16 protein-coding genes are annotated in these 14,781 nt (G+C 63.8%); 8 read left to right on the plus strand and 8 right to left on the minus strand.

Annotated features, from left to right (window positions below; translation table 11 throughout):
- Window positions 1-223: 223 nt before the first annotated feature.
- From NKJ67_RS23760 to hutI, 5 genes are read right to left on the minus strand one after another with little or no spacing between them, the layout of a single operon-like run.
- Window positions 224-811 carry a HutD/Ves family protein gene (locus tag NKJ67_RS23760; protein WP_352583429.1) on the minus strand — a complete coding sequence of 196 codons (588 nt, stop codon included), beginning with the start codon at window positions 809-811 and terminating at the stop codon, window positions 224-226.
- Window positions 812-823: 12 nt separating this feature from the next.
- Window positions 824-2,494, minus strand: a complete 1,671-nt coding sequence (hutU, locus tag NKJ67_RS23765; RefSeq protein WP_352583431.1) for a urocanate hydratase — start codon at window positions 2,492-2,494, stop codon at window positions 824-826.
- A gap of 26 nt (window positions 2,495-2,520) precedes the next feature.
- Complete coding sequence (hutG, locus tag NKJ67_RS23770) at window positions 2,521-3,339, minus strand: N-formylglutamate deformylase (RefSeq protein WP_352583433.1); 819 nt, start codon at window positions 3,337-3,339, stop codon at window positions 2,521-2,523.
- Complete coding sequence (gene hutH / locus NKJ67_RS23775; RefSeq protein WP_352583435.1) at window positions 3,339-4,880, minus strand: histidine ammonia-lyase; 1,542 nt, start codon at window positions 4,878-4,880, stop codon at window positions 3,339-3,341. The genes hutG and hutH overlap by 1 nt, the downstream gene beginning before the upstream one ends.
- Window positions 4,877-6,112 carry an imidazolonepropionase gene (hutI, locus tag NKJ67_RS23780; RefSeq protein WP_352583437.1) on the minus strand — a complete coding sequence of 412 codons (1,236 nt, stop codon included), beginning with the start codon at window positions 6,110-6,112 and terminating at the stop codon, window positions 4,877-4,879. The genes hutH and hutI overlap by 4 nt, the downstream gene beginning before the upstream one ends.
- A 98-nt stretch (window positions 6,113-6,210) precedes the next feature.
- Here hutI and NKJ67_RS23785 point away from each other — a divergent pair, with 98 nt between their 5' ends.
- Complete coding sequence (locus NKJ67_RS23785; protein WP_352583439.1) at window positions 6,211-7,563, plus strand: formimidoylglutamate deiminase; 1,353 nt, start codon at window positions 6,211-6,213, stop codon at window positions 7,561-7,563.
- Window positions 7,560-8,297 (plus strand): histidine utilization transcriptional repressor HutC, encoded by a 738-nt coding sequence (hutC, locus tag NKJ67_RS23790; RefSeq protein WP_502905230.1) that lies wholly within the window; start codon window positions 7,560-7,562, stop codon window positions 8,295-8,297. The genes NKJ67_RS23785 and hutC overlap by 4 nt, the downstream gene beginning before the upstream one ends.
- A 258-nt stretch (window positions 8,298-8,555) precedes the next feature.
- Here the strand turns inward: hutC and NKJ67_RS23795 are convergent, their stop codons facing one another.
- Window positions 8,556-8,900 (minus strand): RidA family protein, encoded by a 345-nt coding sequence (locus NKJ67_RS23795; RefSeq protein WP_352583441.1) that lies wholly within the window; start codon window positions 8,898-8,900, stop codon window positions 8,556-8,558.
- 226 nt (window positions 8,901-9,126) lie between these two features.
- Here NKJ67_RS23795 and aztA point away from each other — a divergent pair, with 226 nt between their 5' ends.
- The 4 genes from aztA to NKJ67_RS23815 all read left to right on the plus strand — a co-directional run bounded on the left by aztA (window position 9,127) and on the right by NKJ67_RS23815 (window position 12,269).
- Window positions 9,127-9,936 carry a zinc ABC transporter ATP-binding protein AztA gene (gene aztA, locus NKJ67_RS23800; RefSeq protein WP_127322948.1) on the plus strand — a complete coding sequence of 270 codons (810 nt, stop codon included), beginning with the start codon at window positions 9,127-9,129 and terminating at the stop codon, window positions 9,934-9,936.
- A complete protein-coding gene (aztB, locus tag NKJ67_RS23805) occupies window positions 9,936-10,811 on the plus strand; it encodes a zinc ABC transporter permease AztB (protein WP_031212890.1) in 876 nt (291 codons plus the stop codon). Before aztA ends, aztB begins: the two co-directional genes overlap by 1 nt.
- 27 nt (window positions 10,812-10,838) lie before the next feature.
- Window positions 10,839-11,780 carry a zinc ABC transporter substrate-binding protein AztC gene (gene aztC / locus NKJ67_RS23810; protein ID WP_352583443.1) on the plus strand — a complete coding sequence of 314 codons (942 nt, stop codon included), beginning with the start codon at window positions 10,839-10,841 and terminating at the stop codon, window positions 11,778-11,780.
- Between the two features lie 150 nt (window positions 11,781-11,930).
- Window positions 11,931-12,269 carry a protein tyrosine phosphatase family protein gene (locus NKJ67_RS23815; RefSeq protein WP_127270126.1) on the plus strand — a complete coding sequence of 113 codons (339 nt, stop codon included), beginning with the start codon at window positions 11,931-11,933 and terminating at the stop codon, window positions 12,267-12,269.
- An 11-nt stretch (window positions 12,270-12,280) separates the two neighbouring features.
- Here the strand turns inward: NKJ67_RS23815 and NKJ67_RS23820 are convergent, their stop codons facing one another.
- Entirely contained in the window at window positions 12,281-12,748 is a 468-nt protein-coding gene (locus NKJ67_RS23820; protein WP_127270128.1) for an Lrp/AsnC family transcriptional regulator, read from the minus strand.
- A 138-nt stretch (window positions 12,749-12,886) separates the two neighbouring features.
- Here NKJ67_RS23820 and hppD point away from each other — a divergent pair, with 138 nt between their 5' ends.
- Both hppD and NKJ67_RS23830 read left to right on the plus strand, forming a co-directional pair.
- Entirely contained in the window at window positions 12,887-14,002 is a 1,116-nt protein-coding gene (gene hppD, locus NKJ67_RS23825; protein WP_352583446.1) for a 4-hydroxyphenylpyruvate dioxygenase, read from the plus strand.
- Between the two features lie 57 nt (window positions 14,003-14,059).
- On the plus strand, window positions 14,060-14,248 hold the full coding sequence (locus NKJ67_RS23830; protein ID WP_127270132.1) for a type II toxin-antitoxin system Phd/YefM family antitoxin: 189 nt from the start codon (window positions 14,060-14,062) through the stop codon (window positions 14,246-14,248).
- Here NKJ67_RS23830 and NKJ67_RS23835 read toward each other — a convergent pair.
- Entirely contained in the window at window positions 14,245-14,781 is a 537-nt protein-coding gene (locus NKJ67_RS23835) for a DinB family protein (RefSeq protein ID WP_127381852.1), read from the minus strand. The genes NKJ67_RS23830 and NKJ67_RS23835 overlap by 4 nt on opposite strands.

Consider the following 14,781-nt stretch of genomic DNA (forward strand, 5'->3'; position numbering starts at 1 on the left):
AATGGCCCTAAAACCGGTTCAAATGCAATTGGTTGCATAAACCCCACTTGCCGAAAGTTTGTTTCCGCACCACGACAGGGCGTCGTCTCTCAGCAAAACTCAAAGACAAGCACCCCACTTCCCGCCAGGCCAGATCGGCGGAGAGGATTCGGGCTTTTTCGTGATGCCGCCAGCAGCTTACGCTATATTTCGCCGGTGCCGCGATCATGTTTGGAAACAAGCGTTAATCGTTGCCGGCGACAGAGCCTATCCGGATCACGAACAGCGTTGCCTCATGGGCGGGTTGGACGAGCAGGCCGGTGCTGACCGGACCGGACAGCAGCGTGTCGAGCGGACCGAGGCGGACCGGTTCAGCGGCGGGCACGCTGACGTCGCCGTCCAAGCATAGGATGAGCGTTGTGCCGGCTTCAGTCCGGACTTCCACGGGGGCCGAAATCACCAGGCGTTCGACCGAATGCGTCACCCGGCTTCGGCGGGTCATGACATTGAGATCGGTGATCGGCCCGCCGATCAGCGCAGCCGAGGTCTGCACGTCGGCAGGGAAAGAAAACAGGGCCGTCGTCCTGTTTATGGATGTCGGCGGGTGGCTGGCAATCTCAAGGACGATGCCCTCGCCTTCGAGCACGGCAAGCGTGCGATCGATACCGACGAATTGCGAGAACGGCCCGCTCAATTCGACGCGCGCCATCGAGACGCGCCAGTCGAAGTCGTCGAGACCGGCACCCGAGGGCGAAACGGCGATTTCCGTCGTCACGCCGCCGCCGTTCTTCCACGGCATCGACCGGTATTCGGCTGCCCGCAGGATGCGCATCGGCTCAGCCAATCAGCCGAGAATGCCGGGCAAATTGAGCTGGTGCTCCTTGGCGCATTCGACGGCGATGTCGTAGCCGGCATCGGCATGGCGCATGACACCGGTCGCCGGGTCGTTCCACAACACCCGCTCCAGGCGCCTGGCGGCGTCCCGCGTACCGTCGGCGACGATGACCATGCCGGCGTGCTGCGAGAAACCCATGCCGACGCCGCCGCCATGGTGCAGCGACACCCAGGTGGCGCCGGACGCCGTGTTGAGCAACGCGTTGAGCAGCGGCCAATCGGACACAGCGTCCGAGCCGTCCTTCATGGATTCCGTTTCTCGGTTCGGCGAGGCGACCGAGCCGGAATCGAGGTGATCGCGGCCGATGACGACAGGCGCCTTCAGCTCACCCTTGGCCACCATTTCGTTGAAGGCGAGGCCGAGCCTGTGGCGGTCGCCAAGGCCGACCCAGCAGATGCGCGCCGGCAATCCTTGAAAGGCAATGCGCTCGCGCGCCATGTCGAGCCAGTTGTGCAGATGGGTGTTGCCGGGCGTCAGTTCGCGCACCTTGGCGTCGGTCTTGTAGATATCCTCAGGATCGCCGGAAAGGGCTGCCCAGCGGAACGGCCCGATGCCACGGCAGAACAGCGGGCGGATATAGGCCGGCACGAAGCCGGGGAAGGCAAAGGCGTTGTCGAACCCCTCCTCCTTGGCCACCTGGCGGATGTTGTTGCCGTAGTCGAGCGTCGGCACGCCGGCGTTCCAGAACGCCACCATCGCCTCGACATGTTCGCGCATGGAAGCGCGTGCCGCCTTCTCGACCACCTTGGGGTCGCTGACGCGCTTCTCGCGCCACTCGGCCATCGTCCAGCCCTTCGGCAGGTAGCCGTTGATGGGATCATGCGCCGAGGTCTGATCGGTGACCATATCGGGGCGAATGCCACGCCTGAACATCTCCGGCACGATGTCGGCCGTATTGCCAAGCAGGCCGACCGACTTCGCCTCCCCGGCTTTGGTCCAGCGTTCGATCTTTTCCAGCGCCTCGTCGAGCGTGTCGGCGCGCTCGTCGACGTAGCGGGTGCGCAGGCGGAAATCGATCGAGTCCGGGTTGCATTCGATCGCCAGGCAGCAGGCGCCGGCCATGACGGCGGCGAGCGGCTGGGCGCCACCCATGCCGCCGAGACCGCCGGTCAGGATCCATTTTCCCTTGAGATTGCCGCCGTAGTGCTGGCGGCCGGCCTCGACGAAGGTCTCGTAGGTGCCTTGCACGATGCCTTGCGTGCCGATGTAGATCCACGAGCCGGCCGTCATCTGGCCGTACATCATCAGGCCCTTCTTATCGAGCTCGTTGAACTTTTCCCAATTCGCCCAGTGCGGCACCAAATTGGAGTTGGCGATCAGCACACGCGGGGCGTCCGGATGGGTGCGGAAGACGCCGACCGGCTTGCCCGACTGCACCAGCAAAGTCTCGTCATCGGCCAGCGTCCTCAAGGAGGCGACGATGCGGTCAAAGTCGTTCCAGGTGCGCGCCGCCCGGCCGATGCCGCCATAGACGACCAGCTCGTTGGGATTTTCAGCAACATCCGGGTCGAGATTGTTCATCAGCATGCGCAGCGGCGCTTCCGTCAGCCAGGAGCGCGCGCTGATTTCGGTGCCGCGCGGGCTGCGGACTTCGCGGATGTTGTGGCGAGGATTGTTCATGGCGTCACTCCATAAAGGACCTGATGTCAGACGCGCGCCCAGGATGTCGCGGTCTCGAGGATTTTCCGCAGCGTGGCGCGGATCGGTGCTGCGAACTCGGCGTCATAGGGCACCGGCCAATTGTCCGGCGTACCCTTGCCATCTGGCTCGCGCATATAGCCGCGGTTGGAGAGTTCCATCTGCAGCGCATGCACGCCTTGTTGCGGCTGGCCGAAATGGCGTGTGATCCAGCCGCCCTTGAAGCGGCCGTTGATGACAAAGGTTTCACCGGTTTCGGCCATGATCTGGCCGACCATCGCCTGCAGCGTCGGATCGGCGCTCCTACCGTCATTGGTGCCGAGGTTGAAAACCGGCAGCGTACCTTCAAACAGGCGCGGCAGCACTGAACGGATCGAGTGGCAGTCATAGAGGACGATCTTTTCGTGCAAGCCACGCAACCGGTCGATTTCGACCTGCAAGGCGGCATGGTAGGGCACGAAGAATTTCTCGCGACGCTCGTCGATCTCCGACGGCCCCGGTTCTTCGCCCTCGCGATAGAGCGGATCGCCATCGAAAGTCTCGGTCGGGCAAAGGCCGGTCGTCGCCTGGCCGGGGTAAAGCGAGGCGCCGGAGGGATCGCGGTTGACGTCGATGACGGTGCGCGAGATCGCGGTGTGCACCACCGTCGCCCCGAGGCCGGCAGCAAAGTCATAGAGATTGTCGATCCACCAATCGCAGTCGCGGCGGCCGAGCCAGGGCGAGACCAGCCGATTCTCAAGGCCGGCGAGGTCGATGCCGGTGTGCGGTATCGACACCAGCAACGGCGCTGTGCCGGGCGTGACCGTCAGCCAGGGCGCGTTTGCCATCACATCGCTCCGGAAACCGACGGCAGAGCCACGCCGCCGGCGGCCTCGATGGCCGCACCGCTGCGCACCATGGCGATGGCTTTTTCCATATCGGGGTGGAAATGGCGGTCATTGTCGAGATGCGGCACTTCGGCCCGGACCAGCTTGCGCACTGCCTCCAGGGCGCCGCTCGAGGCCAGCGGCGCATGGAAATCGCAGCCTTGGGCCGCGGCCAGCAATTCGATGCCGATCACGGCGGTGGCGTTCTCGACCATGCCGATCAGCCGGCGCGCACCGTGCGCGGCCATCGAAACATGGTCTTCCTGGTTGGCCGATGTGGGAATCGAATCGACGCTGGCCGGATAGGCTTTCTGCTTGTTTTCCGAGACAAGCGCCGCCGCCGTCACCTGCGGAATCATGAAGCCGGAGTTCAGGCCGGGCTTCGGCGTCAGGAAGGCCGGCATGCCGGACAGTGCCGGATCGACCAGCATGGCGATGCGGCGTTCCGACAGCGAACCGATCTCGCAGACGGCGAGCGCGATCATGTCGGCGGCGAAGGCGACCGGCTCGGCGTGGAAATTGCCGCCGGAAAGCGCGGTGTCATCCTCGGCGAAGATCAGCGGATTGTCGGTGACGCCATTGGCTTCGGTGCCCAGCGTGTCGGCCGCCTGGCGCAGCACGGTGAGTGCGGCGCCCATCACCTGCGGCTGGCAGCGCAGGCAATACGGATCCTGCACACGTTCGTCGCCAACCCGATGCGATTCACGGATGGCGCTGCCGGACATCAGATTGCGCAGGGCGTCGGCCGTCTCGATCTGGCCGGGATGCTTTCTCAGCACATGGATGCGCGGATCGAAGGGGGCGTCGGACCCTTTTGCCGCGTCGGTCGACAGGGCACCAGCGACCAGCGCCGATTGGTAGAGCACTTCGGCCTCGAACAAGGCGGCCAGCGCATAGGCGGTCGAAAACTGGGTGCCGTTGAGCAGCGCCAGGCCCTCCTTGGCGCCCAGCGTCACCGGTTCCAATCCATGCGAGACGAAGGCGACCTTGGCCGGGAAACGGCCATGCGGGGTGAAGCATTCGCCGACGCCGATCATCACCGCCGTCATGTGCGACAGCGGGGCGAGGTCGCCGGAGGCGCCGACCGAACCTTGCGCCGGCACCACCGGGATGACGTCGTTGGCCAGCATCGCTTCGAGCAGCTCGATGGTCTGCGGCCGCACACCCGACGCGCCCTGCGCCAGGCTGGCGAGCTTCAGCGCCATCATCAGCCTGCAGACAGCAACCGGCATCGGCTCTCCGACGCCGGCGGCGTGCGACAGGACGATGTTGCGCTGCAAGGTCTCGAGATCCTCGGCCGGGATGCGGACGCTGGCCAGTTTGCCGAAGCCGGTGTTGATGCCATAGACCGGCTCGCCCTTGGCAACGATCCTGGCGACAGCCTCGGCGCTCGCCTTGATCTTTGGCCGGCAGGCATTGTCCAGCTTGGGCACGGCGCCACGATAGATGGCGCGCCAGTCGGCCAGCGTCGCATTGCCGGGCTTCAGGGTCAGTTCGGTCATTGTCCTCTCCAGATGCGGGCATGCAGCGGGTTGAAGCCCATGCGGTAGACGAGTTCGGCGGGGCGCTCGATGTTCCAGATCGCCAGGTCGGCGGATTTTCCGACCTCAAGCGTGCCGGTTTCTCCCAGCAAACCAAGCGCGCGGGCGGCCTCCCGGGTGACGCCGGCAAGGCATTCATCGACGGTCAGGCCGAACAGGGTCGCGGCCATGTTCATGGTCAGAAGCAGTGAGGTCAGCGGCGAAGTGCCGGGATTGTTGTCGGTGGCGACAGCCATCTTGACGCCGTGCTGGCGAAACAGGCCGATCGGCGGCTTCTTGGTTTCGCGGATGAAATAGTAGGCGCCGGGCAGGATCGTCGCCACGGTTCCGGCCTTGGCCATCGCCGCTGCACCCGCCTCATCGGTGTATTCGAGATGGTCGGCCGACAGCGCACCGTAACGGGCGGCGAGTTCGGCGCCATGCAAATTGGACAGTTGGTCGGCATGAAGCTTGACCGGCAGGCCGGCCGCCTTTGCCGCAGCGAAGACGCGCGCCATCTGTTCCGGCGAAAAGGCGATGCCCTCGCAAAACCCGTCGACCGCATCGGCCAGCCCCTCGGCGGCAATCTTTGGAAGAATCTCATTGGCGACCAGATCGATAAAGGCGTCCTTGTCGCCCTTGGCTTCCGGCGGCAGCGCGTGAGCGCCGAGGAAGGTGGTGCGGATTGTCACCGGCCGCTGGTTGCCCAACTGCCGTGCGGCACGCAGCGACTTCTTCTCGTTTTCGAGGTCGAGGCCATAGCCGGACTTGATCTCGACGGTGGTCACGCCTTCGGCGATCAGCGCATCGAGGCGCGGCAGCGATTGAGTGACCAGTTCATCTTCGCTGGCGGCGCGCAAGGATTTGACCGACGAAACAATGCCGCCGCCGGCCCGGGCGACCTCTTCATAGGTGGCGCCGGCCAGCCGCATCTCGAATTCGTTGGCGCGGTTGCCGGCATGGACCAGATGGGTGTGGCAGTCGATCAGGCCAGGCGTGATCCAGCGGCCCTCGCAATCGACCGTCTCGGCGCCCCGGGCAAGTGTTGGGGGCAGCTCCGACTCGAGGCCGGCATAGACAATGCGGCCGTCACGCGCAGCGACCGCGCCATGTTCGACGACGCCAAGTCCGGCAGACCCGTCGGCCATTGTCGCTAGCCGCGCATTGCGCCACAGACGAAGATCCCCTGCCCGGCTTTTGCTCTGTCCAGCCATCATCTTTTCCGTTTCAATCGATGACGATTATGTATATACATATTGAAACGCACTGCAAGTGCCATCATCGCATGAGAGACAGAGAACCGGAGAGAAAAGTGGCAGCGATCTTTGCGGAACAGGCGCTCCTTCCCGATGGCTGGCGCGATAATGTGCGGCTCACCTTCGCCGAGGGACGCATCACGACCGTCGAGCCTGGAGCTACCGCGCTAGCCGGCGACGAACGCCACGCGATCCTGTTGCCCGGCATGCCCAACCTTCACAGCCACGCCTTCCAGCGCGGCATGGCCGGCCTTGCCGAACTTCGCGGCCCCTCCGCCGACAGTTTCTGGAGCTGGCGCGAGGTGATGTACCGTTTCGCCCTGTCGATGACACCCGATCAGGTCGAGGCGGTTGCCGCACAACTCTATGTCGAGATGCTGGAGGCCGGTTTTTCCCGCGTCGGCGAATTTCACTATCTGCATCACGACCGCGATGGAAAGTCCTACGCCAACCCAGCCGAGATGGCCGAGCGCATTGCGGCGGCGGCCGGCGAGACGGGCATCGGCCTGACGCTGTTGCCGGTGTTTTATGCGCACTCGTCTTTCGGCGGCGCCGCGCCAAACGAAGGCCAGAGGCGATTCATCAACGATGTGAATCGGTTCTCGCGGCTTGTTGAGAAATGCCACGAATCGGTTCGCGCGTTGAATCAAGCTGTCGTCGGCGTCGCTCCGCACAGCCTTCGCGCCGCGACGCCGGAAGAACTGATTGAGGTGACTGCCCTAGCGCCGGATGGGCCTATCCACATCCACATTGCAGAGCAGGTGAAAGAGGTCGAGGATTGCCTTGCCTGGTCGGGCGCGCGGCCGGTCGAATTTCTGCTTGGCCATGCCAAGGTGGACAAGCGCTGGTGCCTGATCCACGCCACGCACATGACCGATGCTGAAACCGTTGCCATGGCCAGGAGCGGCGCCATCGCCGGTCTTTGCCCGATCACCGAGGCCAATCTCGGTGACGGCACTTTTGCCGCGCCGCTGTTCAGGGAACATGGCGGCCGCTATGGCGTCGGCTCCGATTCGAACGTGCTCATCGGCCTGCCCGATGAATTGCGCCAGCTCGAATATTCACAACGCCTCGCCCACCGCGCCCGCAATGTGCTGGCGGTCGCGGGCGGCTCGACCGGCCGGGCGCTGTTCGATGCCGCGCTGGACGGGGGCAGCGTCGCCCTTGGCGCCGGCATCTCGCAGATCGCCGCCGGCGCATCCGCCGATCTCGTCTCGCTCGATCCCAAAAATCCCTCGCTGGCCGGCAAGAGCGGCGACGCGATCCTGGACGCCTGGATCTTCGCCAATGGCGGCAAGGTCGACTGCGTCTGGGTGCATGGGCTCAAGCAGGTCAGCGGCGGCAGGCATGTGAAGCGAGAGGCTATCGCCGAGCGGTTTCGCAGCGTGATGACGGCGCTTTCGGCATGAGCATGGCCGGCACAGTGGTAGCGGACGGTGGCGGCTCGCTGCACCAGCGCATCCTGACCGACATCAGTGAGAAGATCACGTCCGGTGCCTGGGCGCCCGGCCATCGCATCCCGTTCGAGCACGAACTGAGCGTGCAATACAATTGCTCGCGCATGACGGTGAACAAGGCGCTGTCACAGCTTGCCAAGGCCGGGCTGATCGAACGTCGCCGCCGCTCAGGCAGCTTTGTGCGCCGGCCGCAGTCGCAAGCGGCGGTGCTGGAAATCCACGATATCCGCATCGAGGTCGAAGCGCTCGGCCTGCCTTACCGCTACGAGCGCGTCGCTCGGCACAAAAGGCGCAGCAGCGCCGAGGATCGCGCCCTGCTGGAATTGGGCTTGGCCGGACCGGTTCTGGCGCTGGAATGCGGGCATTTCGCCGGCGAGCGGCCGTTCGCGCATGAACAGCGGCTGATCAACCTCACCGCCGTACCCGAGGCAGCGGACGAGGAATTCGTGGCCATCGCACCAGGACCATGGCTGATCGGCCGCGTGCCGTGGAGCGAAGCCGAACACCGGATTCGCGCTGTCGCCGCCGACAGGCATATAGCGGCCGCACTCGATATCGAAGCCGGCGCGCCGTGCCTGGTGGTAGAGCGACGGACATGGAGCGCCGAGCACCCGGTCACCCATGTGCGCTTTACCTACACAGCCGAAAGCCACACGCTGGTGGCAAGGTTCAGGCCGCAGGGGTAGTCTTTCTTCACCCTCCCCCTTGTGGGGAGGGTCGGCGAGCCGGCATTGCGAAGCAATGGTGGCGAAACGGGGTGGGGGGTGCGGCGCCGGGGGGCGCCCCCCCGCCGCCGGGGGCGGCGCCCCCCCCCCCCGGGTGGGGGGGGGGCCGCGCGCCCCTCTAGTCCTCCCTATTGGTGCCAATGGGGGGGGGGGTGCGCGGCGCCGACCCCCACCCCGCTGCTTCGCAGCGACCCTCCCCACAAGGGGGAGGGTAAAAACTCAAATCGCGGCGGTAATAATAATCTCGACCAGATAGTCCGGGGTGGCGAGCTTTGCTTCGCCGGTGGCACGGGCTGGCGTGTTGCCCTGCGGCACCCACTTGTCCCATTCCGCGTTCATCTCGGCAAAGGTACTCATGTCGGCCAGCCAGATGATCGCCTGCAGGATCTTGGTCTTGTCGGAGCCAGCCTTGGCCAGCAATTCGTCGACAGTCGCCAGGATGTCCCTGGTCTGCGAAGCGACGTTGCCGGTTGGCTGGCCGACCTGACCAGCCAGATAGACGGTATTGCCATGGATGACGATCTGGCTCATGCGCGGGCCGACATCGATGCGACGAATGCTCATTGGATGGTTCCTTCCTGTGACGGTTGCGCTTCTTTAGAGTCGCGGCCGGCTTGGGGCAAGGTCGCCAGGTCGAATCCCCTTGGGCCAACGGCATATGGCATGCACACACGGCAAGTTGACCCTGCGGCCGCAATTCCGCCGGATTGGCTTGTTGACTAATGTAATAACATCACATATCCAATCGGCCGCTGCCAGCAGCCGGATTTCGCCGCCTACGGATCGCAGAATGACAAATACCTGCCTGACATTCCGCGACCTGACGCTTGGCTACGGCAGCCATCCGGCGATCCATCATCTCGACGGCACCATCCGCAAGGGCTCGCTGACCGCTGTGGTCGGCGCCAACGGCTCCGGCAAATCGACGCTGATGAAAGGCATTGTCGGCGTCCTGAAGCCAATGGCCGGCGAGGTTATCCGCGCGCCCGGTGTACGTGCCGCCTATCTGCCGCAGCAATCGGAGCTCGACCGCTCTTTTCCAGCGCGCGTGGTCGATCTGGTTTCGCTCGGCCTGTGGCCACGACGCGGCCTGCTTGGCCGCTACACCAAGGAAGATCGCGATGACGTCAGCAAGGCGCTGATGGCGGTCGGCCTCGGCGGCTTTGAAAAGCGCCCGATCGACACGCTGTCAGGCGGCCAGTTGCAGCGCACGCTGTTTGCGCGCGTCCTGCTGCAGGACGCCGACCTCATCCTGCTCGACGAACCCTTCAACGCCGTCGACGCCAAGACGGTCGGCGACCTCATTGCCCTGATCAAGCACTGGCACGGCGAGGAACGCACCATCATGGTTGTCGTCCACGATCTGGACCTGGTGCGGCAGAATTTCCCCGAAACGCTGCTTCTCGCCCGCCAGCCGATCGCCTGGGGCGAAACAAGGGAAACGCTGAAACCTGACAACCTGTTGCGCGCCCGCCGCTTCCACGAAGCTTGGGAAGAAAATGCACCCTGGTGCGAGCCGGGCGAGGACGCTCATGGTGACGATCACCATGGCCACGATCACCATGACCATCGACACGGCGTCGGACCGAGGGCTGCCTGATGGACATGCTTTACGGCCTTGTCATCGCGCCCTTCGCCGATTTCGGCTTCATGCAGCGGGCTTTGATCGGTTCGCTGATGCTGTCGCTCGGCGCCTGCCCTATCGGCGTCTTCCTGATGCTGCGGCGCATGAGCCTGTCGGGCGACGCGATGGCGCATGCAATCCTGCCCGGCGCGGCCGCCGGCTTCCTGTTCTATGGGCTGGAGATCCTGCCGATGACCATCGGCGGCCTGATCGCCGGCGTCATCGTCGCGCTCGGCGCCGGCGCCGTCTCGCGCTTCACCATCCAGCGCGAAGACGCGTCGATGGCGGCCTTCTATCTGATTTCGCTCGCCATCGGCGTGCTGATGGTGTCGATCCGCGGGTCCAGCGTCGATCTCATGCATGTGCTGTTCGGCACCGTGCTGGCGCTCAACGATGAGGCCCTGACGCTGATCGGCGGCATCGTCGCGGTGACGCTGGTCAGCCTCGCCATCTTCTGGCGGGCGCTGGTCGCCGAATGCCTCGACCCGCTGTTCCTGCGCTCGGTCAGCCGGCTCGGCAGTCCGGTGCATTTCATCTTCCTCGGCCTTGTCGTGCTCAATCTTGTCGGCGGCTTCCAGGCACTCGGCACGCTTCTGTCGGTTGGGCTGATGATGCTGCCGGCCGCAGCCGCCCGCTTCTGGACAGTTCGCGTCGAGCCGATGTGCGTGCTGGCGGTGCTGATCGGCTTCGCCTCCTGCGTCGCCGGACTGCTTCTGTCCTATCACGCGTCGCTGCCATCTGGCCCGGCCATAATCCTGTCGGCCGGCGTCGTCTATTTCGCCTCGATCCTGTTTGGCACGCGCGGCATTCTGCGCGCGCGCATCATCCATCACCGTCACAGAACGGCCTGATCCCCGCCCCTAGAAGGAGACCCGTCTATGCTGAAATCGATCCATGCCGCCCTGGCGATGAGCGTTATAACATTAACCGCTTTTGGCGCATCGTCGGCCTTGGCCGCACCGCTGAAAGTGGTCGCCAGCTTCACCGTCATTGCCGATTTCGCCAAAAATGTCGGCGGCGACCGCATCGACGTCACCACCATTGTCGGGCCGGATGGCGACGCCCATGTCTACGAGCCGAGCCCGGCCGATGCGGTGGCCATGGCCAAGGCCGACATCGTTCTGGTCAACGGCCTGCATTTCGAAGGTTTCCTGCAGCGGCTGGTCGATGCCAGCGCCACCAAGGCGTCTATCATCACCTTGACCAAGGGCGTGACGCCGATCGATTTCAAACCTGAATTCGCCGATGCCGACGCGGCCGAAGGTGCCGGCACCGGCGGCGGCAAGACGGTCACCGATCCGCACGCCTTCCAGTCGATCGCCAATGCCAGGATCTACGTGAAGAACATCGCCGAGGCTTTCTGCGCGGCGGATGCGGAAGGCTGCGTCAGCTACCAGACCAATGCCGCCACCTACACGAAGAAGCTCGACGCAGTCGAAGGCGAAGTGAAAGCGGCGATCGCCTCAATCCCGGAGAACAAGCGCGTCGTCATCACCTCGCATGACGCCTTCGGCTATTTCGAACACGCATACGGCCTGACCTTCCTCGCCCCGCAAGGCATCTCGACCGACTCCGAGCCATCCGCCGCAGACGTCGCCAAACTGGTCAATCAGGTGAAGCAGGACAAGGCGGCTGCGATCTTCGTCGAGAACATCACCAACCCGCGCCTGATCGAACAGATCGCCAGCGAAACCGGCATCAAGGTCGGCGGCACGCTCTATTCGGATGCGCTGTCGCAGCCCGACGGCCCGGCCGCGACCTATATCGACATGATGCACAACAACATCCGTCAGATCAAAGGCGCCATTCTCGGCAGCTGAGTTTGAAGGATCGTCCAGCCGGGCCGCATCGGCCCGGTTGGATTTTCCGCCACGCAATGTCTATTTGGCAGAGAATTCCTTCGGTACGGATTGCCGCCCATATCGGGGAGTGGCAAGACTGCCGCCTGACCAGTTTGCGAGGATGCTGCCATGGAATACCGCGAAATCAGCGAGGACTATTCGGTTTCGGGCCAGATCCAGCCTGAGGACGTCGCCGCCATCAAGGAAGCCGGCTTCAAGAGCGTCATCTGCAACCGGCCCGATGACGAACAGCCCGGCCAGCCTTCTGCCGACACCGTCAAGGCGGCGGTCGAAGCCGCAGGGCTCGCCTTCCGCTACATCCCCGTCATCAGCGGCCAGATCACCGCCGAGAATGTCGAGGATCAGGCCGAAGCGCTCGACGAGCTCGACGGCCCGGTCTTCGCCTATTGCCGCTCCGGCGCCCGCTGCACCAATCTCTATGGGCTGATCCAGCAGTCGAAGGGCTGAACGGCCAGGGCTTAAATCGGCAGCGCGCCGGTCTCCTTCAACGTCTCCAGCACGATCGCTGTCTTCACGTGCTGCACGGATTCGTGTGGCAGGAGCACGCCGTTGACGAATTCCGACAGCGACTTCAGGTCGGGCGTCACCACTTTCAGGATATAGTCCATCTCACCGGTCAGCGCGTGCGCTTCCTGCACTTCGGGCAGCCGCGCCACCAGCTCGCCGAAGCGCCTTGCATTGTCGCGGTTGTGCGTGGCGAGCGTCACCGAAATGACGTTGACCAGGGAAAAACCGAGCTTGTCGCGGTCGAGAACGGCGCGATAGCCCTTGATAAAGCCGTCCTCCTCCAGCCGCTGGCGGCGGCGCGAGCATTGCGACGCCGACAGGTTCACCCGCTCCGAAAGATCGTTGTTGGTCAGCCGCGCATCACCCTGCAACAGCGCCATTATCTTGCGGTCAAACTGGTCAATGCGCGCCTCATCCATGGTTTTTCCTCACGTCATGCACGCTTCACGCATGACATCATCATTTCAAGCGTTTGAATGCAAGCACCGTGCGCCTCCTCCGCGTTATGATCGTGTCAAATGGCCTTTTCAGGCCAGGCCAGCTTTCGGAGGAATATGATGGGTCCCTTCCCGCACGACGCCCCGCCCGCCAGGATCGGCAAGGACAACCCGGCCGGCACCGACGGCTTCGAGTTTGTCGAATTCGCGCATCCGGAACCGGAAAAACTGGCTCAACTGTTCACCCGTATGGGCTATGTCGCGGTGGCCAAGCACCGCACGAAAGACGTCACCATCTGGCGGCAGGGCGACATCAACTATGTCGTCAATGCCGAGCCCGGCTCGCATGCGATGAAGTTCGTCGACAAGCACGGCCCCTGTGCTGCGTCTATGGCCTGGCGGGTGGTCGATGCCAAGCACGCCTTCGACCATGCCGTTGCCAAGGGCGCCACGCCTTACGAAGGCGCCGACAAGGCGCTCGACGTGCCGGCAATCGTCGGCATTGGCGGCTCGCTGCTCTATTTCATCGAGACCTATGGCAAGAAGGGTTCGGCCTATGATGCCGAGTTCGAGTGGCTGGGCGCTCGCGACCCACGGCCGCAAGGCGTCGGCTTCTATTATCTCGATCACCTGACCCACAATGTCTATCGCGGCCAGATGGACAAATGGTGGGATTTCTACCGCAATCTGTTCGGCTTCAAGCAGATCCATTTCTTCGACATCGACGGCAAGATCACCGGCCTGGTGAGCCGCGCCATCACCTCGCCCTGCGGCAAGATCCGCATTCCGCTCAACGAGTCCAAGGACGAGACCAGCCAGATCGCCGAATATCTGAAGAAGTACAATGGCGAGGGCATCCAGCACATCGCTGTCGGCACCGACGAGATCTATGCCGCCACCGACAGGCTGGCCGAGAACGGGCTGAAATTCATGCCCGGTCCGCCGGAGACCTACTACGATATGTCGTACGACCGCGTGAACGGCCATGACGAACCGATCGAGCGGATGAAGAAGCACGGCATCCTGATCGATGGAGAAGGCGTCGTCGATGGCGGCACGACCAAGATCCTGCTGCAGATCTTTTCGAAAACCGTGATCGGGCCGATCTTTTTCGAGTTCATCCAGAGGAAGGGCGACGAAGGTTTTGGCGAAGGCAATTTCCGCGCGCTGTTCGAATCGATCGAGCAGGACCAGATCAAGCGCGGCGTGATCAAGGTGGACGGCAAAGCGGCGTAAGGTTACTCTCGCTGCGGCCCGGCTTTGGCTTAAGGTTGGGCCTAGCGAGGTCGAGCCGTGCACGTCTCTATTACGGAAGCCAGAGCCAAACTGTCGGAACTCGTCAGGCGTGCAAATGCCGGCGAGGAGATCGTAATCACCCGGCGCGGCAGGGTCGTAGCGCGTCTCTTGCCGCCCCCCGGCAAGGAAAGACCAATCGGCGCCACCGCTGCTCTGAAAGGGCCGAGCGGCTTGACGATTAATTAGAGCCCCAACCGCTCGACCTCTCTCTCCCTCAGCTTCGCATCATAATAGAGCAGAAACTCATCCAGTTGCGGCGGCTTGACCGACGTCCCCGAAAGCATGGCGTGCACCTGGCCGCGATGATGGATGTCGTGCAGGAAGACATGGGCGAGGATGTCGCCGATGCGCTCGGGGATCATGCCGTCCTCGCGCCGGTCGGTGATAACCTGCCGATCGAGGTCGTCGGCCGACAGTCTATCGCAAAAGGCGATCAGCCGCCGGTCGGCTGCGACCTGCACCGCAAACAACGCCCCCGGCTCGTCGAGGGGCACGAAGTCGTCATGGGCGGCAGCACCGAGACCACCCTCTTCGAGAAAATCGAGGTAGAGAAGATCGACCGCAAGGATGTGGTTGAGCGTCGCCTTGATCGATGGAAAGAAGCTGGTGCGTTCGGCCTCGAACTCGCCTGGCTGGAGCGACAGCACCGCGCGGTAGAGCCGGTCGTTCGACCACAGATTGTTGCCGGCCATACGGCGCAGATGGTCGAGCAGGTTCAC

The organism is Mesorhizobium sp. M0088 (assembly GCF_040322895.1).
Lineage (GTDB): Bacteria > Pseudomonadota > Alphaproteobacteria > Rhizobiales > Rhizobiaceae > Mesorhizobium.